15 protein-coding genes are annotated in these 20,267 nt (G+C 54.7%); 6 read left to right on the top strand and 9 right to left on the bottom strand.

The window, feature by feature from the left end; genetic code table 11:
* Positions 1-240: 240 nt before the first annotated feature.
* Both FRY97_RS06530 and FRY97_RS06525 read right to left on the bottom strand, forming a co-directional pair.
* A complete protein-coding gene (locus tag FRY97_RS06530; RefSeq protein ID WP_147166644.1) occupies positions 241-819 on the bottom strand; it encodes a DUF429 domain-containing protein in 579 nt (192 codons plus the stop codon).
* Between the two features lie 10 nt (positions 820-829).
* Positions 830-1,354: a shikimate kinase gene (locus FRY97_RS06525; protein WP_147166643.1), complete on the bottom strand. Its 525-nt coding sequence runs from the start codon at positions 1,352-1,354 to the stop codon at positions 830-832.
* 81 nt (positions 1,355-1,435) lie between these two features.
* On the opposite strand from FRY97_RS06525, the gene FRY97_RS06520 reads away from it, so the two are divergent.
* Complete coding sequence (locus FRY97_RS06520) at positions 1,436-2,356, top strand: hydroxypyruvate isomerase family protein (RefSeq protein WP_147166642.1); 921 nt, start codon at positions 1,436-1,438, stop codon at positions 2,354-2,356.
* Between the two features lie 2 nt (positions 2,357-2,358).
* Here the strand turns inward: FRY97_RS06520 and FRY97_RS06515 are convergent, their stop codons facing one another.
* The 4 genes from FRY97_RS06515 to FRY97_RS06500 all read right to left on the bottom strand — a co-directional run bounded on the left by FRY97_RS06515 (position 2,359) and on the right by FRY97_RS06500 (position 9,058).
* Entirely contained in the window at positions 2,359-3,042 is a 684-nt protein-coding gene (locus FRY97_RS06515) for a class I SAM-dependent methyltransferase (RefSeq protein WP_147166641.1), read from the bottom strand.
* The gene (locus tag FRY97_RS06510; protein ID WP_147166640.1) at positions 3,035-4,495 is read right to left on the bottom strand and encodes a sodium:solute symporter; all 1,461 of its coding nucleotides are present in this window, start codon (positions 4,493-4,495) and stop codon (positions 3,035-3,037) included. Before FRY97_RS06510 ends, FRY97_RS06515 begins: the two co-directional genes overlap by 8 nt.
* 123 nt (positions 4,496-4,618) lie before the next feature.
* Positions 4,619-5,938 carry a RagB/SusD family nutrient uptake outer membrane protein gene (locus FRY97_RS06505; protein ID WP_147166639.1) on the bottom strand — a complete coding sequence of 440 codons (1,320 nt, stop codon included), beginning with the start codon at positions 5,936-5,938 and terminating at the stop codon, positions 4,619-4,621.
* Positions 5,939-5,965: 27 nt separating this feature from the next.
* Positions 5,966-9,058, bottom strand: a complete 3,093-nt coding sequence (locus FRY97_RS06500; protein WP_246141604.1) for a SusC/RagA family TonB-linked outer membrane protein — start codon at positions 9,056-9,058, stop codon at positions 5,966-5,968.
* A 412-nt stretch (positions 9,059-9,470) separates the two neighbouring features.
* On the opposite strand from FRY97_RS06500, the gene FRY97_RS06495 reads away from it, so the two are divergent.
* The 3 genes from FRY97_RS06495 (at position 9,471) to FRY97_RS06485 (ending at position 12,303) form a co-directional block, all read left to right on the top strand.
* Positions 9,471-10,220: a DeoR/GlpR family DNA-binding transcription regulator gene (locus tag FRY97_RS06495; RefSeq protein WP_147166638.1), complete on the top strand. Its 750-nt coding sequence runs from the start codon at positions 9,471-9,473 to the stop codon at positions 10,218-10,220.
* 65 nt (positions 10,221-10,285) lie between these two features.
* Positions 10,286-11,119: an N-acetylmuramic acid 6-phosphate etherase gene (murQ, locus tag FRY97_RS06490; RefSeq protein WP_147166637.1), complete on the top strand. Its 834-nt coding sequence runs from the start codon at positions 10,286-10,288 to the stop codon at positions 11,117-11,119.
* Positions 11,119-12,303 (top strand): exo-beta-N-acetylmuramidase NamZ family protein, encoded by a 1,185-nt coding sequence (locus tag FRY97_RS06485; protein ID WP_147166636.1) that lies wholly within the window; start codon positions 11,119-11,121, stop codon positions 12,301-12,303. Before murQ ends, FRY97_RS06485 begins: the two co-directional genes overlap by 1 nt.
* Positions 12,304-12,629: 326 nt before the next feature.
* Here FRY97_RS06485 and FRY97_RS06480 read toward each other — a convergent pair whose 3' ends face one another.
* On the bottom strand, positions 12,630-14,492 hold the full coding sequence (locus FRY97_RS06480; RefSeq protein ID WP_147166635.1) for a T9SS type A sorting domain-containing protein: 1,863 nt from the start codon (positions 14,490-14,492) through the stop codon (positions 12,630-12,632).
* A 316-nt stretch (positions 14,493-14,808) separates the two neighbouring features.
* Positions 14,809-15,165 carry a HesB/IscA family protein gene (locus tag FRY97_RS06475; protein ID WP_147166634.1) on the bottom strand — a complete coding sequence of 119 codons (357 nt, stop codon included), beginning with the start codon at positions 15,163-15,165 and terminating at the stop codon, positions 14,809-14,811.
* Between the two features lie 237 nt (positions 15,166-15,402).
* Here FRY97_RS06475 and FRY97_RS06470 point away from each other — a divergent pair, with 237 nt between their 5' ends.
* Both FRY97_RS06470 and FRY97_RS06465 read left to right on the top strand, forming a co-directional pair.
* Positions 15,403-15,924 (top strand): DUF7935 family protein, encoded by a 522-nt coding sequence (locus FRY97_RS06470; RefSeq protein WP_147166633.1) that lies wholly within the window; start codon positions 15,403-15,405, stop codon positions 15,922-15,924.
* A 561-nt stretch (positions 15,925-16,485) separates the two neighbouring features.
* Positions 16,486-16,707: a hypothetical protein gene (locus FRY97_RS06465; RefSeq protein WP_147166632.1), complete on the top strand. Its 222-nt coding sequence runs from the start codon at positions 16,486-16,488 to the stop codon at positions 16,705-16,707.
* Between the two features lie 16 nt (positions 16,708-16,723).
* Here FRY97_RS06465 and FRY97_RS06460 read toward each other — a convergent pair whose 3' ends face one another.
* Positions 16,724-20,020 (bottom strand): AAA family ATPase, encoded by a 3,297-nt coding sequence (locus FRY97_RS06460; RefSeq protein ID WP_147166631.1) that lies wholly within the window; start codon positions 20,018-20,020, stop codon positions 16,724-16,726.
* Positions 20,021-20,267: the final 247 nt, after the last annotated feature.

Raw genomic sequence — 20,267 nt, 5'->3', positions numbered from 1 at the left:
AGGGCCAGGCCTGCAGGGCGCAAACCAGATTGTCGTTTTTTTTTTGGGATAGGGCCTGCCCCTTCCGAAAGGATGGGGGCCTGCCCCTGCCAGCGGGCAGGTGCCGCTATGCTACGGGGCTCGCTGTCCGCTCGGCCCTATCGGGCTTCGCACCCCTTCGCAGCGCTAGGCCAATGCCAGCCTAAAGCTCGGAAAGCATAAACGCCTGCGACAATTTGGTTCACGCCCGGCCAGCAGCGGTCAAACCCAAATGAACCCTTCTGCTTCCTGTCCAAATGGCTCAGCTGTGCCGTTTAATCGGCGTTGCCCAATGAGAAAAGCCAGGCCGGCGTCGAACTGATGCCAGTTTTTCGGGGGCTCCGGCATTTCAAGGCCTGTGAGCTCAGCAAGCACAAGGCTTGCGGCGGGCAGGTAGGCGTTGTCTTTTTTATAGCGCCCGGCGTCGAGGGGCAGCTGCCGGGCGAGCCCGCCAGGATAAGCTTCCCATACCTCAATACCGTTGTCCTGCAGCTGCTGTTTCATCCGCATCGCCCTTGCGGTAAGCCCGCCCAAGAACATGGGCGACATGGCATTCAGGGCTTTATCGGCTGCGCGGTAAAAATAATCGCTACATCCGGCTATGGAGGTGTAGACCCCGGGAAGGCTCAATGGCGCATCGATATAAATGTGCTTAGGGCTGTGGCCGGCTGCCCAGTCTTGAATGAACTGGTCTGCATCTTTCTTCTTCTGGCTCTGCCCGAAACGGATCTTGTGGTTTTCCGCCCAGCAAATGGCTGTAGTGCCGGCAAGTTTGCTACCGTAATCGATCCCTGCATGCATAACGTTCAATTTAATGCCCAATGATGTTCTGAAGATGGGCTGCCAGAAAAGCCGCAGGATCAGGCAAGCCTTCCTGGGCTATGACCAAGCTGGCCTTTTCATAGTCTGCCGAACGCTCGGCCAGCTTCTGAGCGATAAATGGCTCAAGCTCCCCTTCGCTGAGCCCGCTGAGCAAAGGCCGGTGGGCGGCCTCTGATTTGAGGCGGCTGGTCAGGAGCTCCGGGCTGGCTTTCAGGTAGACCGTTAGCCCGTGTTCGTTCATCCAGTCCATATTGCCATGATAACAGGGGGTGCCGCCGCCACAGGCGACAACCTGCGGGCGATGGCCGAGCGTGCGCAACGCGGCAGCTTCTATTTCGCGGAAGCGGCTTTCCCCAGCCAAGCGGAATATTTCAGCTATGGGCTGTTGTTCCTGTGCTTCCACATAATCGTCCAAATCGGTAAAGGGGAGCCCGGTCAGCTCAGACAATTGCCGGCCGGTATACGATTTGCCCGTGCCCATAAACCCTATGAGGAATATTGGTTGAGATATCATTGCTGCTGTATTGCCGGGAAAGATAAACAAGGTCTGTTAAAACTCGGGGGAATTCTTATCTTTTCGGCGAAAATCGAGAACATGGACAGGCGAAACTTCCTCTACAGTGCTGGTTTGGGCACGAGTGCTTTCCTGGCAGCCCCATTTGCTGAGCGCCCGCTATCTCCCAATGCCGCTTTCAACTTGAATTATGCCCCCCACCTCGGGATGTTCGAGTCTCTGGCCGGTGGGGACCCTATCGCTCAGATCCACTTTATGGCCGATCAGGGCTTCCGTGGGTTTGAAGACAATGAAATGAAAAAACGCCCGCTTGCCCTGCAGGAGGCCATAGCCAAAGCGCTGCTTGACCGGGGCATGCAGATGGGGGTTTTTGTAGCTCATACGATATTTTGGGATGAGCCTTGCCTGGCCAGCGCTGACAGCGCCAGGCACGAGCAGTTCCTCGCTGAGGTCAAAGAAAGCGTGGAGGTCGCTAAACGGGTCAATGCAACTTGGATGACCGTAGTGCCTGGCCACCTTGATCTTCGGCAGGACATGGGCTATCAGACTTCTAGAGTGGTTGAAACCCTGAAGCGGGCCGCTGATATCTTAGCGCCGCATGGGCTGGTGATGGTACTGGAGCCTTTAAATTTTAGGGACCACCCGGGGCAATTCCTCACCAAGGCCGCCCAAGCTTTCCAGATTTGCCAGGCCGTGGGCAGCCCTGCCTGCAAAATCCTTTTTGATGTCTATCACCAACAGATACAGGAGGGCAATATTTTGCCGAACCTGGAAGCCTGTTGGGGGGAGGTCGCGTACATACAGGTGGGCGATAACCCTGGCAGGAAAGAGCCGACGACTGGGGAAGTCAACTTCCTGAATGTCTTCAAATATCTGCATGAAAAAGGCTACGGCGGTATTATCGGCATGGAGCACGGCAGCTCTGGGGAAGGGGAAGAAGGTGAGCGGGCCGTAATTGCCGCTTATCAGCAGGTGGATGGCTTTTTGCCGAAAGAGGATTGACATTATGGGCGCTCGCCAACGTAAGCTGAAAGGATAGCAGAAATTGGCTGGGCCTGCCCTGGCAGCGCTACCGGCTGGGCATTGAAGCGGTGGAAGCCAGCTTTCAGGATCAGGGCCTGCCAGCTCTCTAAGCTCCGGAAATACCATCGGTAGCTCCCTTCAAAGGTTTCCTTCATGCCCGACCAATTTTCGGTGATCCATCGGTCAGCCCCGCTCTCCCCGTCGACAGGGTACCCGGGGTGGATAGTCTGTATAAACAGCTGCCCGCCTGGGGGCAGTACGGTTCGGACGGCTTGCAACAACTGCAGGGTAGGGTTGTCCCCGTCGAACAAGGAAAAGTTGAACACGGCTACATCGGCCTGTACACCCACGTCTAGTTTGAGGTATTGGGGGAAGGCATCAAAAGAGGTACATACGTACCGGGCTCCGCCTTTTGCCTTAGCGCGTTCAATGAGCCCGGGCGCTCCATCCACCCCGAGTACCTGATAGCCTTTGGCTGCCAATGCCCTGCAAAGCCAACCCTCCCCACATCCCATATCGAGCACAGCCTTGGGCGCAGCATTTTCAATGGCCGAACAGATGGCCTGATCGGTCCCTAGTTGCCGGGAAGGCAGGTCGCCATTTTCTACCGTCTTGGCCCAAGGCAGGGCATTCTTTTTCCAAGTGTTCAAGATAGGGTCATACATGGGGGGCGCTTGGGTTAGGAGAGGGGCTGAGGCTGATGAGCCCCAGCCCGGCTAATGTTAGTGAGCCGTTTAAAATCAAAATTTCAAAACCAAAATTATAGCCCAGCCATGCCCCGGCCAGCCAACTGATGGAGTAGGCCATTAGGGGCGAAGCCAGGCATACAAGGGGGATCCATTTGTCTTTGGGCTTCCATTGGGTAAACAGGCCACAGGCGAAAAGCCCTAGCAGGGGGCCGTAAGTATAGCCGGCAGCGGTAAATACCCCGCTGATCACACTGTCATCGTTGATGAAATGAAAAAGCAGGATGATGAGGAACAAGGCTACAGAAAAGCCTGCGTGTACTTTAAGCCGGATGGCTTTTTCATTTTCTTTTTCCCCAGGCTTTATGCCCAGGAAGTCTACGCAGAAGGTAGTCGTTAGGGAAGTAAGGGCGGAGTCTGCGCTGGAATACGCGGCGGCGGTAATGCCCAGCAGGAAGAAAATGGCTGCCGCCATAGGGAAGTGTTCCAATGCGAGGATAGGGAACAGGTCGTCTGTCCTTTCTGGCATAGGGATGCCTTCGGCCTCAGCGTACAGGTAGAGCAGGGCGCCAAGGCCAAGGAACAGGAGGTTTACGAGGACGAGGGCCCCGGTGAACCAGAGCATGTTTTTTTGAGCTTCTGCGAGGTTGCGGCAGGTCAGGTTTTTTTGCATCATATCCTGGTCCAGCCCTGTCATGACGATGGCAATGAACATGCCTGCAAAGAACTGCTTGAAGAAGTGGTTGCCGGTGTCGTCCCAAAACCAAGTTTGCGAATAAGCGCTTTCCCGCACTGCACCTGGTATTTCCCACCAAGACAGCTCTAATGCCTGAGCGGCAGCCATGACCGAGGTGCCGACCGCAGCCAAAATGAAAAAGGTCTGTAAGGTATCGGTAATGACAATGGTTTTTATGCCGCCCCGGAAGGTGTACAGCCAGATCAGCCCAATGGCTACGACCACCGTCAGTGCGAAGGGGATGCCAAGGGCATCAAAGACGGCAATCTGCAAGACGCCAGCTACCAGAAATAAGCGGAAGGCAGCACCTATGGTGCGGGAAAGGATAAAATAAAAGGACCCCATTTTGTACGCCCAGTATCCGAAGCGTTCTTCCAGATAGGTATATATGGTGATCAACTGTAGTTTGTAGTAAAGCGGGAGCAGTATAAAGATGACGGTAAGGTAGCCTGGGATATACCCCAGCACCAGCTGGAAATAAGAGAATTGGCTGTTGCCCACTTCGCCCGGGAGGGAGATAAATGTGACGCCCGATAAGGTTGCCCCTATCATCCCAAAAGCGACCAAGTACCAGGGCGATTGCCGGTTGGCAGTGTAAAAGCTTGCTGCGTCGGCTTGCCTTGATGTCAGCCAGGAGATGCCGATCAGCATGAGGAAGTACCCAAAAATTACGGCAACGATGATTGATACAGGCATAGTTCAGGTTGAGGGTAGGCGGGGATGAAAAACGGGCCTGCCGGCTTTTCCCAAGCGGGGCAGGCAGGCCCAGTAACACTCACTAGTACAGATTCAGGTCAGGTCAAGCCTTTATCATTTGCCTCAAATGGCAGGGTCTGGAGGTGTGTTTGGGTTGTTTGCCCGCTCGCTGTCCGGATAAGGGTAAAAGTTGCGGTTGCGCTCTTCCCCATCTGCATCGGGCGCTGGCCGGCCGAACCGGCGGCTGTCCTCAAGGCGGAGGCCAGACATCATCAGCTCTATGCAGCGGTTTGCGTAGATGGCTTCCAGTACAGCCTCTTGTGTCATTGGGCCACTGTAAGGCGCAAGCCCAGCGCCCACCCCAAAGGCATCTTCAGATGGCAGTTTGGTCAGAACAGCATTCAGGGCGGCTACAGCTTCGTCAATGCGGTTGGACCGGGCATGGGCCTCCGCCCTGATCAGGTCCATTTCTCCAGGCAAGTAAACCGGGATGGCTTTCGTTGCGCCGTCCCAAAAGGCTGCAGCGCGGAAGTCATTGGCCTCTGGCATCAGGTCTTGGAAGTAAAACGGCAGCCGCTGGTCGGAAGCATCTGGCGCAAGCCCGGAAGGCAGCCCCAGGCCCAGGTCTACCGGCTGGTATACGTTGTTGGTCAGGATAGACACAAAAGCGATCGGGTTGGTATTGACGGCGTCGTAGGCAAAGGTCGAAGCAGACGAAGGGTCTACCCGGTTGGCGGCAGTGATGGCCTCTTCGTGGTTCCCGAGCATGTTATGGTAACGGGCAAGGAGGGCATCAATCGTATTGGCAGCATCTATACTGGCTGGTGTTTTGTCCAGAAAAGCAGCAGATACCGGCGTACTGTTGATGGTGGCGCGTGCAGATTCCAGCGTGGCGATGGCTTCTTCTAGCACAGCTGCCCTAGAGCTGAAAGTGGCGTTCTCCCCATTTTCCAGAGGCGCTTGTTCAAAAAACTGCGCGATGGTCCCGTTGGCGAGGGCTTTGAAAATACTGGCATAGGCAATGAGGCCGGCGCGGATACCGGCATCGGGCACTTTCTCCGCGTTGGCTAGGACTTGGCCCGCTTCCTGCCTCACGAGAAGGGATTCTTCCCACAGGCGAGATACTACGCCATTCGTGCCTGTCAGCTCGGCTTTGCCCAAGGATAGTTCATTCTCTTCGCTGTTGCCGGGGTTGATGAGCCTAAGCTCAAAAGTAGAAAACCCGGCTGCTGTTACGGTAGTGTAGACCGGGCTCTGCCGCCCTACGCTCCAGCGTTTTTGAATGCCTACGGTAAGGCCTATGAGCCCATCGGGGCTGTTGAGCACCTGAGCCTCGGTTGCTGCTCCGGGGTTGGTGAAGTCTTTTTCGCAGGATGTGAGCGCTAAAGCGCCTGCAATGAGCACGAAACTGTACTTCCGTATTGATTTTATATGGTGTAACATGGTTGTTTGCTTTTGTCGGGGTAAGGTTTAGAAATTAGTACGGATGTTGAGGGTATAAACCCGTGGGATGGGCACGTTGCCGAAGTTCACATTGCGCATCAGGTTGCTCTGCCCTCCGGCGTTGGTCTCTGGGTCGTAGCTTGGGAAGTTGTCAATAGAGAACAGGTTGCGCCCGCCCACTGAAATCGTCGTATTTTCTAATACTCCGCCAATTTTAGGGATGGTATAGCTCACCGACAGCTCCCGCAGTTTGGTGAAAGAGCCATCCTGTACCCGCCATTCCAAGATGGGGTACATGGCCCATATCCATCCGCGGGGCAGCTCGCCGGTCAGTTCTTGCTCTGCGAATTCTCCAATGCCGACGCCCTGACGGGTGCGGTGGTCAGCGTCGAATACGTCTTGGCCTTGTACGCTTTCGATTACGGCTGTCACGCCAAAACGCTTGTAGCGGAAAGTGGTGCTGCCGCCCAAGATATAGTCAGGGTTGGGGTCGCCAATTACGCGCTGCAGGGGTGTGCCAGTGGGCTGGCCATTGGCATCGCGCTGCGGCAGGTTGGCCGTGGCATCACCGCGCTCCTGCTGCAAAAAGCCTTCAGGGGTGAGCAGCGGCTGCCCGTTTTCATCCCGTGCAATGTAGGTGCCGAAGAAAACGCCCAGCGGCTGGCCGTCGACCAGGAAAATAGGGGCGCCGGTCACGTTGCCCACTGCGGTGCGGGCTTGCCCGAGGTTGGTCACTTTATTGCGGTTGCGGGAGAAGTTGAGGGAAAGGTCCCAGCTGAAGTCGCGCCGGCGTACGGGTGTGCCATAGATGAGCACTTCCACACCTTTGTTCTCCAGGGAGCCTACATTGGTCGTGATGGCCCGCCCGCCCTGTGATGCAGCAAGGGAGCGGCTGACCAGCAGGTCGTCTATATCTTGGTTGTACCAAGTGAAGGACATGCCGAGCCGGTCTTTCAAGAAGGAAAGGTCTGCCCCCAGCTCGGTTTCGGTATTGACTTCCGGGCGTACGTTGGGGTCAGCCAGGGTGTTGCTTTGGTTGATGGCAACACTGCCGCCGAGGTTCCCGGTATTGTAGGTAGAAAAGCGGGCGTATGGCCCAATAGCAGTCAGGTTGCCGGCCTGCCCCCAGGATGCGCGCAGCTTGAAGAGGCTGACGGCCTGCCCAAGGGCGCTGTTTTTCCAGAAGGGCTCACTGGAGACCACATAGCTGGCGCTCACTTTAGGGTAAAGGATGTTGCGGTTGTCTTCATTGAACGAGCTGGCTGCGTCAATGCGCGCGGCTGCCGTCAGGAAGAGGCGGTCTTTGAACCCAAAGGTCTGCTGCAGGTAATAGCCCCAAATCCTCAGCTGATTGGTATTGGAGGAGGGGTTCAGGATGATACTAGCGCCATTGACCGTCTCCACAAAAGGGGCCAGCCCCCGGCCTTGGGCAACGGTATAGGTGTTGCGCGAGAACTGATCGCTATAGCCTGCCTTGGTGATGGAAGTGATGCCCCCGAATTCTGTCTCGTAGGCCACGTTGATATCGTTATTGATGAGGAAGACGTTGTTGTTCGCGGTGGAAGCATAGCCGTCGTTGAAGTAGGTCGGGTTGACCGGGCTGTAGGGGTAAGGGGGGATGAAAATATTGCCCTCCTGCCCATAGGTGTCCAAGCCTAGGATGTAGTCGATGGTGAACCCTTTGAAGGGGAACAGCTTGAGCTGAAAATCGGATATAGCACGGTTGACCTCTTGGTTGATATCAAAATCTTCGATAACGCTCAGCGGGTTCACGCGGGTAGGCTCAACGGCTTGCAAGTTGCCCAGCTCATCGCGCTGCGTGATGTCCCAGATATTGTTGGTGATATTGAAAGCATTGACGGGGCTCCAGAAAACGTTGCCATCGGGCTTCTCATTGGAGAAAGAGTTGTTGTAGTTCAGACCGATAGAGAAGCTCGCCCAATCGTTGACCGATTGGTTGAACCGGAACCGGGCGCCATAGCGTTGGAAGTCCGTATTGGTGACAATCCCTTCGTTGTAGGTGTAAGAAAGGGAAGCATAATAGTTGGACTGCTCGTTGCCGCCCCTTACAGAAAGGTGCTGATCGGTCCCATAGCCCGTCTGGAAAATTTCATCTTGGTAGTCATAACGGGTTACAGGCACCGTTTCGGAAGAAAAGTTGGCCCCAACGGTGAGGTTGCCGGTCGCAGGGTCTGTCCCTGCTATCGGGTAGAGCCGTTGGTCGGCGCTTCCGAACTGCTGCCCCAGGAGGTTGACATAGACTTTTTTGCGCAGCTCGTTCACATTAAAGCCCGAGGAGTAGCTAAAGGAGGGCTTGCCAGATTTGCCCCTTTTGGTAGTGATGAGGACAACCCCGTTGGATGCCCGCGAGCCGTACTGAGCTGCTGCCGCTGCACCGTTGATGACCGTGATGTCGGAGATGTCGTTGGGGTTGATGTCCGAAAGCCGGTTGGTACCGGGCACGGAGGCCCCGCCTTCCGCATTGATGTTGGTCACATTGGTGGTGCTGTTGCTGATGATGACCCCATCAATGACATAGAGCGGCTCGGAGGAGCCCAAAAGCGTGCTCGCCCCCCTGAGCTGTACGCTGAAACCTCCGGCCGGGTCCCCTGAGTTTTGGGTGATCCGTGCGCCTGGCAGCTTGCCTTGCAGTGCACCGGTCACCCCCTGTGGGTTGGCCACCGTCAGTTTGTCCGATTTGAGGACATTAATGGAGTTGCCAAGCTGCTTGCGCTTGGTCGTGACGGAAGAGCCCACTACTACGACTTCCTCCATATCCAGCACATCTTCTGCCAGGTTGAAGTCTATGCTGAGCGTATTCTGCCCTGCTGACAAGGTGATCTCCTTTTCCGTAGGGCTGTAGCCTACATAAGTCACCTGCAGGGTATAGGCTCCCGCATCGGCTTCTCCGCTGAGAAGGTATTGCCCGTCTACATCGGTAACGGTGCCTGAGTTGGGGCCTGTCAATACAACGGAAGCGCCGATAAGCGGCAGGCCGGAGTAGTCGGTGACAGCCCCGCTGATGCTGTACTGCGCTTTTTGCGCTAAGCCGGCTAGGGGCAGTGCCAGAGCCAGCAACATAGCAAAACGTTTAGAGCTTGTTGGAGAGATTGACTTCATAATCTGGTGTTTATAGAGATGATGGACTATGTGCAAAGGCCAGTGGTTTTGTTCTTGCTGGCACAAGCTTTGCGGCTGTATTTTTGGCTTTGGGGCGTGGCCAGGTGTGAAACCTTTGCCAATTATAACTGCATGATAAGGTGATTTTTACAATTTAATGCAATAATGTGTGCAAAATTTTGCAATTTTGTTTCAGCAATGAGGCAGTATCCGGACAAAAGTGTCCCGCTTGCTGTCAGTTGAAAATACGGATTTCTTCCTGGTTTTCAGGGGGAGGCTATAGGCGCTCCCCTTTGAAACCAGGCTTTTGCAAGAAATTGCGGTATTTTGCCTTTGTTCTTAGTATTGCAAGAATTTGCTATATTGAAGGGGGAATTGTCCGTTTGCAAAGCGAAGAATCCAACTCGAAAATATGTTAAAAACAGAGCGACAAGCATTGATCCTCCGGGAGGTCAATGTTCATAATAAGGTGCTGCAGGCCGACCTGAGCGATATGCTCGAGGTCTCGGAAGATACGGTAAGGCGCGACCTACAGGAGCTGGCAGAAGCTGGGAAGCTGGTGAAAGTCAGAGGGGGAGCGGTATCGAAGTCTTTCCAAGCGTACTCTTACGAAGAGCATCAGATTTATGCCTACCGGGAAAAAACGGAAATTGCGCGGAAGGCAGTGGGGCTTATCCGCGAAGGCATGCATGTGCTGATCAGCGGGGGCACCACCAACCTTGAGGTCGCCCGCATCCTTCCGCCCGACTTGAGGGCTACCTTTTTCACGGTGAGTCTCCCGACTGCCATGCAGCTGGCACGCCACCCTTCGAGCGAGACCATCTTCTTGGGGGGGCGTATTTCAGGGCAGGCGCAGATCAGTACAGGTGGGGAGGTGGTACGCAAACTGCAAGGGCTGCGCCCAGACCTCTGCCTGATGGGGGCCAACAGTATCGACCCTGTGGCGGGCCTTACCGATAGCGATTGGGATGTGGTAGAGGTGAAGCAGTCAATGGTGGAGGTATCTGTAAAGGTGGCGGCTTTGGCCATTTCGGAAAAGCTGAATACCGCCCAAAAGATGAGGGTCTGCCCATTGTCAGACCTACAGTACCTGATCACGGAGCTTCCGCCAGACGATCCCTACCTGCATGCTTACTCCTCCGGCACGCTGAGGTTGTTGTGATTTAGGAGCCTATTTACCGGGCGCGCTACTGCTCCCGTTCATCAAACTATAACAATACAAAGGGAATGCAAAAGATAACAGAAGAGCCTTCGCTCTACCGCCATCTGGAGAAAATGTCGGTAGGGGAGATGCTGCAGAATATCAACCGAGAAGATGCTAAAGTTGCTCAGGCTGTAGCCCAGGCGATACCGGAAATCACGGCCCTCGTTGAGAAGATTATTGTGAGGATGAAGGAAGGGGGGCGCCTGTTCTATATAGGAGCTGGCACGAGCGGCCGCCTCGGCATACTCGATGCTTCTGAGTGCCCGCCCACTTATGGGGTGCCTGCCGACTGGGTCATCGGCATTATTGCAGGCGGGGATACTGCCATCCGGAAAGCAGTCGAGTTTGCGGAGGACAGCACCACTCAGGCCTGGGAAGACCTCAACAAGTATTTCGTCAACACACAGGATGTGGTCATTGGCATCGCAGCTTCAGGTACCACCCCTTACGTAGTGCATGGCTTGAAGTGCTGCCAGGAGAAGGGGATACTTACCGGCGGTATTACTTGCAACCCGGGCGCCCCTGTGAGCGAATACGCAGACCACCCCATTGAAGTGGTTGTTGGGCCTGAGTTCGTTACAGGCTCTACCCGGATGAAGGCAGGCACTGCTCAAAAGCTGGTCCTCAACATGATCTCAACGAGTGTCATGATCGGGCTCGGCCGTGTATTGGACAACAAAATGGTAGATATGCAGCTCAGTAATAAAAAGCTGGTCGACCGGGGCACCAAAATCATTAAGAATGCAGTAGGAGGGACCTACGAGGAGGCCCGCTCTCTGCTTGAAAACCACGGCAGCGTGCGCAAAGCCATCGCTGCGGCGCAGCGTTCGGGCACAGGTGAGAAACACCCCTCCTGATGAGCGTTCAGACCGGGCTCGGCCGGCTGCTGCAAAGCCCTGCCTTGCAGGGTAAAGCCGGCGGCCGTATTGGGTACCTTTGCCATAGTGCTTCTGTCACCGCAGGCTGCAAGGATGGGGTGCTGGCCATGCATCAGGTTTTTGGCGCTCGGCTAGCGGCTATTTTCTCCCCTCAGCATGGCCTCTTTGCCGATGCACAAGACAATATGATAGAAACGCCTCATAGTAGGCACCCACATTTGGGGCTGCCCGTCTACAGCCTCTATGCTGAGGCCCGCACGCCTTCGCCTCAGATGCTACAGGATATAGACCTGCTCGTCGTCGACCTGCAGGATATTGGCGCAAGGCCTTATACCTTTTCAGTCACTATGCTGCTGGCCATGGAAGCTTGCGGCCAGGCCGGCATCCCGGTTTGGGTGCTCGACCGGCCGAACCCGCTTGGCGGCACTAGAGTAAGGGGGAATGTGCTGTTGCCCAGGTTCAGGTCTTTTATCGGCTTGTACCCTTTGCCTATGCAGCACGGCCTTACCATGGGCGAACTGGCCCTCCTGGGCGTACGGCACTTGGGTGTCCAATGTGATCTGGAAGTAGTCGCTATGGAGGGCTGGGGGAGGAATATGGCTTGGCGCGATTGCCGGCTGCCATGGGTCAACCCCTCTCCCAATATACCTTCGCTAGAGACAGCCCATGTTTTTCCAGGGCAGGTGCTCTGGGAAGGGACCAATTTTTCTGAAGGGCGGGGCACTACCCGGCCTTTCGAGCTCTTTGGCCACCCGGGTTTTGATCCGTTCAGGCACTTGGATAGTTTGCAAGAGCGCCTGAAGGCAGGTGGGGCTGAAGATTGCAGGCTGCGCCCAGTGTTTTTTGAGCCGACTTTCGAAAAATGGCAGGGGCAGTCCTGTGGGGGCTATCAGCTGCACATTACAGGCCCGCGCTTCAACCCCTGGCTGACATCACTGCTGGCCCTGCAAGGGGTTTATCAAGAGTCTGGGTGCCTAGAGTGGAGGCAGCCCCCTTTCGAGTACGAAGAAAAGCTGTTGCCCATCGACATCCTGAATGGCGACGATGCAGTCCGCCGCTGGGTGGAGGAGGATGAAGCAGCCGATACGCTTTTGAGCATAGCGCAAGCCCCAGAATTCGAGCGTTACCTAGAGCAGCGGGGATCGGTATTAATGTATGCCTGATCTCGCGCTATGGCCATTTAGGGTATTTGATTTGGGCGCAAACCAGCTCGTTGTCTGCCAATGCTTAGAGAGTGGGGCCTGCCCCTGCCGCAAGGGCAGGTGCCGCTATGCTACGGGGCTCGCTATCCGCTCGGCCCTATCGGGCTTGCACCCCTTCGCAGCGCTAGGCCAATGCCAGGCTAAAGCCCGGAAAACCAAAACGCCTGCGACATTTGGGTTCACGCCCTTTGATTTCGGAGCGGCTCCCCGTATAGCCGGAAAGTGGAATGGCTGGCTCACACTAGGTGGGCCAGCCATTTCTATACCACTAAAAGCGGCGCTACGAATTACTTCGCTACTGTGAATTTCATGGTCTTGGTGCCGTTGTCCGTGCTCAGGCGCACAAGGTACATGCCAGCAGCAAGGCCAGCAGTGCTCACTTTCAGCGTTTCCTGCTGTACACCGTTAGGGTACTCTTGTACTTTGAGGACCTTGCCGTCGATGCCTGCAACGATGAGCATAGCCGGTGAAGCCTCTTCGAGGTCGACTTGTACGTTCAGCTCATTGCCCGCAGCCACAGGGTTAGGGAAGATGCTCATAGCAGCTTCAGGGAGCGCCACTTCGTCTGCTGTATTCGCCAGTTCAATACCTAAGCGCATGACAGAGGTCGTTTCAGGGCCAAAGCCGCCAAGGAACCACTGTGAGGTGCGCACTACAGTAGAAATCTGGAAGTAGTTGATGTTGTCGTTGGTGCCGGCAAATACATCTGCAGAATCGCCCGCCCATTCGCCAACAAGGAAGTAACGTACACCTGGCTCCAGGTTGATCTTGTTGCCGTCCAGGTCGGTCAGTTCGATAGTGATCAGCTCACCGCCGTCGCCATCTTCGAAGGTGTAAATGGCAAACCCGATGGCTTCCAGGGAAGTGCTCTCGAGGTCGGTGTCGAAGTTGTTGAAATCTGGGGCAACGTCATCCGCAACGCGGTAGAGGATGAGCGTAACCTGCTCCCCTGCGATCGGGCCGTCGGAGGCGTTTTTGACACCACTGAAAGAAGCAGTGCTCACGACGAAGTTGTCGCCAGAGAGCGGGCTCATCTGATAGTAGTTGCCAAACTGGTAGTCTGAGCCGTCGCCGGTACGGGTACCGCTTTCAGGGCCGTTTTCTTTGCTGAAGAGGAATTCTGATACTTCGAAGGTCTCTTGCCCGGAATTGTCGCCAGGGTTGAAGTCTGTGCCGTCCTGTGAGTACAGTTCATACAGCAGGCGGTACTGCCCTTGTGGCAGCTCAGGCGCGAAAGTGTTCTCCAATTGTACCGTGGAGTCGCGGGTGAATGGAGGGAACTCAGCGATCACAAGGCTGTCGCTGTAGATCAGGTTGGTCTGATTGTTGCCCAGCAGCTCAAGGATGGAGGCTTTGAGGACCACATTGGTGGCCACAGCAGAACCGATGTTGCTGATGTCCGCTTCGAAACCGAAGGTGTCGGTTGCGATCTGCGACTCAGGCGTAGCGTAGCTGGCCGGAGAGTAGAAAAAGTCGCCAAGCGCGAGCTCCTGTGCAGGAGGGGTGATGATCTGCACGTCATCAATCAGCCAGAAATAGTAGCGGCCGTTCCAAGTAAAGCGGATTTGTACGTTGGGCTCTCCGCCAGCCACATCAGAGATGTCTACAATCTCCAGGTCTGTGCTAGGGGTGGAGCCGTTGCCAACCACTTCGGGGTTGATCGGGAAACCGGTCCAAGTCATGCCACTGTCGACAGACACTTCCAAGATAGTGGAAACAGCGTTGGCGTTGGCCCGCGCATACTGATGGAAAGTAAGGTAAAGGGTTTCGAAGCCGCTACAGTCAATAGAAGGCGAAGTGAGCGTGCCGGAATGCGTACCGGGGAAAGGCCCCTGGCCTACACCTACGCCGCCTCCGTCATATACATCAGAGTTGTACATGGCTGCACCGTTGGCCGCACTAGCGCTGCCGATGGCTGGGTTTTGGCCCCAAAACAGCGCGTTGACGACTTCTCCGTCTACAAGCGCATCATTGGCTTGTGCATCATCAGCCCACTGCCATACCGCACCTTCGGGAGTGCCCGGCCCGATGGTCCAAGTAGAAGGGATGCCACCATCAAAGCCTTCGTAAAATACAGTGTCGATTTGCTGGGCTTGAGCTGAAAAGCTGAGCAGCGCAGCAGGAAGAAGTGTAAAGATTAATTTCTTCATGAATGGTTGGTTAGTGAATAATTATAGATAGTCGAATGTTGAATCCAAAAGGGCATTGAGCACTACTTGCCGCTAAGGCGGGAAAGTGCATAGGTCCGTAAGGTGTTGTTCAGATGAGCTCAAAAGCTGACGGCTCTTGGCTTTGACGGGGCTGGGGATAATTGCGAAGAAAACGCAAAATAGAGGATATCTACAAAAGCGGACAGTTGTCGGCAGGAATTTCAAACCTTATTGTTATCAGCTGACAATTGGCGCAAAAAAACATGCCCCTCCGTAGGGGTGGGGCATCTCTTTCTTTGCAGGCAAGCCGGGAAGGTCAGGCGGAAAAGGAAGTGCCACAGCCGCAGGTGTCGGTCGCATTGGGGTTGTTGAAGGTGAACCCCCGGTTGTTGAGCCCTTCTTCCCAGTCAATTTCCATGCCCAGCAGGTAAATGCCGTGCGATTTTTGCATAAAGACTTTGATGCCTTCAATCTCGAACACTTGGTCATCCGCTTTGGGCAGGTCGAAGCCCAGCATATAGGAAAAGCCGGAACAGCCGCCACCTTTTACCCCAATGCGGAGCCCATGCTCATCACTGATATTCTGGCTGGATTTGATTTCATTCAGTGCTTGTATGGCACCTGCGGTAAGGGATACAGGCGCCTGAATGGCGGATTTATTTGCTGTACTCATCAGTCGATAGAAGTTTCTGGTCAAAGAGTGGCAGGCCAATACCTGCGCTTCACATGGCAAAACAGCACATGCCCTGCTTTGGTTTGAACCATAGCCGGAAAACTATGGCGGGGTTGTACGTACCGGGCGAGGCATGCTCTCGGGGCAGTGCATTTTAGCGCGTGATTTGGATTTCCGGGCCCTAGAGTTTTTACCTTTGCTTTTTTCTCGTCTATTTGCAGCACAAAATATATAAACATGGAGATCCTGCTGGAAATTTTGAAGCTGACCATTCCTGGGCTGTTGACCTTTGTGGCGGCATGGCTGGTCTTAAAAACCTATATGGAGAATCAGCAGCAGCTCGAGCAGCTGAAAATAAGCCGAGACCTGCAGCAGGCCAGCTTGCCAATGAAGATGCAGGCTTACGAGCGCCTTTCTCTGTTCTGTGAGCGCATTGCCCTCCCCGGGCTATTGCTGCGCACCCGCCGCGAGGGGATGTCTGCCAAAGCCCTGCGCGCTGCCTTGATGCTTTCCGTTCAGCAGGAGTATGAGCACAACATTACCCAACAAGTATATGTCTCGGCTCAGCTTTGGGAAATCATCAAAATTGCAAGGGACGAATCGGTGAACATCATTTCGTTGGTAGCAGAAAAAGCAGGCCCGGAAGCTACAGGGCAACAGCTGGCAGCGATGATTTTCAAAGTCTTGGAACAGCAGGAATCGCTTGCTGTGGATAAGGCTCTGCTTGCGATCAAAAAAGAAGCGGCTTCGAAGTTTTAACCCTTATTGAATTGGGCATAGCGCGCTAAACCAGCGCCAAGCCAACATGTGGCTGGCCTTGGCTTTTCTGCCTTGATGCCCGGCACATCAAGGCCCATGACGGGGCCGGCCTAGCGCTGCGCAGGGGTGGCAAGCCCGTCAGGGCCGAGCGGGCAGCGAGCCCCGGAGCATAGCGGCACCTGCTGTCAGGCTCCCTCCTAAGCGGCAGGGGCAGGCCCCTATCCTTACGGCAGGGGCGAGCCTAAATGAGGCGATAATCTGTTTGGCCCCACTTGAGTTTTTTGTACTAATAGAGTATCTTACGATGCATTCAGCCCATCTACAGCCGTTCTGCAGAACATGGCCTAAGTGGGCTGTCCGATAGCCTTGATGCGCCGGCATCGTTTTAGAGCTTCAAATACGCTCTAGGTTGCCTTTCTCTTTTTTGCGCAAAACCTTTTTCATTGCTGAGGCGGCGGAAAAGCGCCAAGCGTGGGCGAGATAGCCCTTTTAAAGCACAATGCCGTCCCGGTAATCAAAGCTGAAATAAACTATTGCCTGTTCGTAAAAGCTCCTACACTTATGCAAGCTTCCAACCCACGAGAGCTGCTGCTTTGTGCATTGCGCCATTTCAACCTCCAAGCAGAGCAGCGTGCGCCTGATCAATTTCAGGTCCATTCCCGTTACACCATCAGTATCACCCCCGAGGGCGCTTTCCAATTGTTGGAAGGGCAGCAGGTAGTAGGCACTTTCAGCAACGTTGTATTGCTTTGCGCCAAGCTTCAGCAGACATTATCCGCATAAGCGCTCCAAACAGGCACTAAACAGGGGCGATGGCCTGCCGCACTTTTTGGGGGATGCCTGCATAGACCATCAGGAAGAGCTCGGCTGAGGTGAAATTGAAGTCATTGGAAAAACCGCTGCGGATATCGGTCACGGTATGATTGCCATGATAGACCCTGACCACATCAAGGGGCCCGTCTGCTGTAGGTTTATCCCCAAAAGCGACCTGAATGGGGATGGGGCTCTGATGCGCATAGTAAAACAGGTGGACGCCTGTCTCCCCGGCTAGCAGTTCCTTTATGCCATAAGCTTCGAGGGTAAAGTATGGGCTGTCTTCCGGCCATTGGTGGGACAGGTCCAGCATCTGGAAAAAGGCTTCGTACCGGCGCAAGAGGTATAGGGCTTGCTCTTGCCCTCTGTCATTGATGAGGGAGCGTACGCGGAGCGTTGTTTTGGCGGGGCGCTGTCCGAGCAGTGCCTGTTGTTGAAGGTTGAACAGGGCGACCTTCAGGTAATTGTTAAGGAATTCAGATTTCAGGCTATCAAACTGCACTTTGGCATACTGATAAGCGTCGCTGATTTCCTGTATGCCTTCCTTTTGGAACAACCGGTCTTTTACGTTTTCCCGCAGCCCTTTGGTCGACCAATCGCTTTTGGGCACGATATTGACTGCTTTAAGGCGCAAGGGGATGGCCGGCCCGATTTTATAGTACTTATCGCGGAACCCCAGGCTGATATTCCTGATGGCTTCCCGAGCTTCCTCTACTTTAGCCTTAAAGTGATAGTACTGCCAGTTCAGCCCGCCTGCAGGCTGGCCATCTTCAAATACGAGCGGAGTATGCTGCTCTTTGTTCTCTTCATACCGGGAGAGGTTTTCCCGCAGTTTTTCCAAAGACCGGAGCAGCTGATTGTAGAAAGCTTTGCCCCGCGTCTCTTCCGGAAGGTGGGGCAGCCACCCCTCGCTGAGCTCTTCCACAAAAGACAAGGGGGTGACCTTAGGGGAAAGCCGCTGCCCCTGCAGCCCGATTTCAAAAATAATTGGCGCTTCTGATTGTGGGTTGACCAGCAACTGTTCTGCAGAGAGGACGGTGAGGTCCCGCTCAATCTGACGCTTCAGTGCCCGCCCCCCCATTCTGGGGTCAAAGCCACGGTGAGATACCCATTGCAGGGCTTCTTGCGAGATATTCAGGATGGTAGCTCTGCGGACGAACCCGTCCCGGCTTAGCAGCTCTTGAATCTGTAGGCGCGCAATGCCGAGGATATGCTCCGGCTGCAAAGGGTTGAACACGACCGTGTGGTCAATGCGGTTGATGAACTCAGGGCGGAAGGTCTGCTCCATGGCCCTGCGGTAGGCATGGGCCTGGGCTTGCTCATCGGTCTGAAAGCCCAGTTGGGAGCCTGCTTCCCGCGCCCCGGCATTCGAGGTCAAAATGATGATGGTATTTGAGAAGTCCACTGTGCGGCCGAGGCTGTCGGTGAGCCTGCCGTCGTCGAGCACCTGCAGCAGCAGGTCATGGACAAGCGGGTGCGCTTTTTCGATTTCATCCAGCAGCAAGATGCTAAAGGGGCGGTACCTCACCGCCCCGGTCAGTTGCCCTTCCGGGTTGTAATAGTCCCCGATCAGCCGTTGGACGCCTGAGCTGTCGATGTATTCGTTCATATCAAAACGGACCAGCTGCTGTGCGTCTCCTGTGAGGTGTTCGCAAAGGACTTTAGCCGCCTGTGTTTTGCCGACTCCCGTAGGCCCGACGAACAAGAAGGAAGAGATGGGCTTGTTGGGGTTGGTCAGCTTGGCCTGTACAAGGTGGGCCACGTCGGCTAGTGCTTGGACAGCCTGCGGCTGCCCTACCAGCTTCTGGCCAATCTGCCTGGCCGTCTCTTCTGCCCCGGCGGGGGAAGTGTTGGCGAAAGCCTGTTCTTTCATCCCTGAGATCGCCTGGAACTCTGCCCGGACTTCGGGGCTATCGACATAGCCTAGCCGGTGCTTCACGGCCAGCTGCTGCATGAGCCGGATGACACTGCCTGGCAGTGGTTTGCGCCTCAAGAAATTCCGCTGTATGCTCAAGAGCTCTTCAATCGCCTTAATACTGATACTGGTATCTTGTTCGCGCTCCAGCTGCCGGCGTTTTTCCAGGATGATATCGATGACCTTGGACAAAGGCGGCTCTTGAATGCGCAGCAACCGGAACAAACTGCTGAAGCGCCGGCCCTGTTCTTGCAGCGCTTTCCACTCTTCCGGGGTCGCGATCAGGATGAGCTGGAACTGCCGTTGTTCGAGGTAAGGCTGCAGCACATCGCTTAGGTTCATGTCATTTTGAGCAGACTTGCCAATCCTAAGCAGGGCAATTGGGTTGTCGATGAGGATTTTATCGCAGCCCCTGCTGTTCTCAGTGGGGTTGATGGCAAATCGGATGATGGCTTCTGTCCTTTTTTGCCACATGCCCACCACACTCATGCCAGCAATGATCCGGGTAGGGTCTACACGCCAAATGCGCTGTTGGCGGCCTTTGGCCTTGCCATAGGTTTCAGAACGGTATCTCCATATGGCTTCCTGTACCATCGTATGCTTGCCCACCCCTTCGGGCCCTACCAATGCAATAGGTGTTTCTTGGGAGTGGTAAATGAGCTGGTAGAGCTGTTCTACAAGCTCGTCTTGCTGATATGCCCGGCTGAGCTCGGTAGGGTACAAGCCGTTCCAGTCTTGCCCTACCTTCTCCATTTCTTGTACCCCGTCAAACTCTGTGCCCTCTAAGAGGCTGCTCAGGAAGGCCATCGGGCTTTTTTCCTCAAACTCAAAAGGCTGGTAGGCTATGTTGACCGTGACTTCCACTTCATGGATGAACTCTTGCGGGCGGGCCAGGTAGTCTTGGGTGTTAAAATTGTCAGGATCGTCTGCCTGGAAATCGGACATGAGCTTGCGGATGTGCTTGCGGCACTCCGACCGAAGGTCACTGCTTGTAGCCGCACTGGAAAGGAACATGAAATTGTTCAGTCCTGGAAGGCAAACAAAGGTATGGCCCTGCAGCCCGAAGCTCACTGCCGCAAATGCCCCTTTGACCAGCTGCCGGTTGAGGTTGAACTCGAGCTCGAATTGCTGGTAGTGCAGCTCTGGGTTGAATAAGTACCACAACAGTTGATCGGCTTTCGGGCGGCTGAGGCGGTAACCCCGGAAAATTTTTTTTACCTCTTTCTGGTATTGGAGGATGGCGTTGTCGTAACGCCTGCGCAAAACGACCGGGTACTCAAGGAAAAGCGGGCGCAGCACAAACTGTTTCTGCTCGTCTATCACCTGATCGCTGACTAATGTGGGTATGTTAAGCTTTACTAGGGGCATGGTTCATTGGGAAGGTACCAGGAATTGGGTGCGGGCAGAAAGATAAACGTTTTTGTTAAAATGACAGATACTTGGCAGAATAGCTTCATTGGGGCTTTTTCCGGCAACAACGCATAGTGTCCTATGTTATCCCTCTCGAATTACAAAACAATTAACTCCTTCTCCTAAAAAACAATCCATGAAAAAGTTGTACATGGCTTGGGTGGCAATGCTATGCGCTTGTTTCACCTTCGCCCAGTCTGCTCAA

The sequence above is a fragment of the Phaeodactylibacter luteus genome, from assembly GCF_007993045.1.
Classification (GTDB): domain Bacteria; phylum Bacteroidota; class Bacteroidia; order Chitinophagales; family Saprospiraceae; genus Phaeodactylibacter; species Phaeodactylibacter luteus.
This window is presented reverse-complemented; position numbering and strand designations above follow the sequence as displayed.

Bases quoted from the DNA above. Each gene is read 5' to 3' on its own strand.
- FRY97_RS06530 (WP_147166644.1), bottom strand. From the start codon at position 819: ATGCATGCAGGGATCGATTACGGTAGCAAACTTGCCGGCACTACAGCC.
- FRY97_RS06525 (WP_147166643.1), bottom strand. From the start codon at position 1,354: ATGATATCTCAACCAATATTCCTCATAGGGTTTATGGGCACGGGCAAA.
- FRY97_RS06520 (WP_147166642.1), top strand. From the start codon at position 1,436: ATGGACAGGCGAAACTTCCTCTACAGTGCTGGTTTGGGCACGAGTGCT.
- FRY97_RS06515 (WP_147166641.1), bottom strand. From the start codon at position 3,042: ATGTATGACCCTATCTTGAACACTTGGAAAAAGAATGCCCTGCCTTGG.
- FRY97_RS06510 (WP_147166640.1), bottom strand. From the start codon at position 4,495: ATGCCTGTATCAATCATCGTTGCCGTAATTTTTGGGTACTTCCTCATG.
- FRY97_RS06505 (WP_147166639.1), bottom strand. From the start codon at position 5,938: ATGTTACACCATATAAAATCAATACGGAAGTACAGTTTCGTGCTCATT.
- FRY97_RS06500 (WP_246141604.1), bottom strand. From the start codon at position 9,058: ATGAAGTCAATCTCTCCAACAAGCTCTAAACGTTTTGCTATGTTGCTG.
- FRY97_RS06495 (WP_147166638.1), top strand. From the start codon at position 9,471: ATGTTAAAAACAGAGCGACAAGCATTGATCCTCCGGGAGGTCAATGTT.
- murQ (WP_147166637.1), top strand. From the start codon at position 10,286: ATGCAAAAGATAACAGAAGAGCCTTCGCTCTACCGCCATCTGGAGAAA.
- FRY97_RS06485 (WP_147166636.1), top strand. From the start codon at position 11,119: ATGAGCGTTCAGACCGGGCTCGGCCGGCTGCTGCAAAGCCCTGCCTTG.
- FRY97_RS06480 (WP_147166635.1), bottom strand. From the start codon at position 14,492: ATGAAGAAATTAATCTTTACACTTCTTCCTGCTGCGCTGCTCAGCTTT.
- FRY97_RS06475 (WP_147166634.1), bottom strand. From the start codon at position 15,165: ATGAGTACAGCAAATAAATCCGCCATTCAGGCGCCTGTATCCCTTACC.
- FRY97_RS06470 (WP_147166633.1), top strand. From the start codon at position 15,403: ATGGAGATCCTGCTGGAAATTTTGAAGCTGACCATTCCTGGGCTGTTG.
- FRY97_RS06465 (WP_147166632.1), top strand. From the start codon at position 16,486: ATGCAAGCTTCCAACCCACGAGAGCTGCTGCTTTGTGCATTGCGCCAT.
- FRY97_RS06460 (WP_147166631.1), bottom strand. From the start codon at position 20,020: ATGCCCCTAGTAAAGCTTAACATACCCACATTAGTCAGCGATCAGGTG.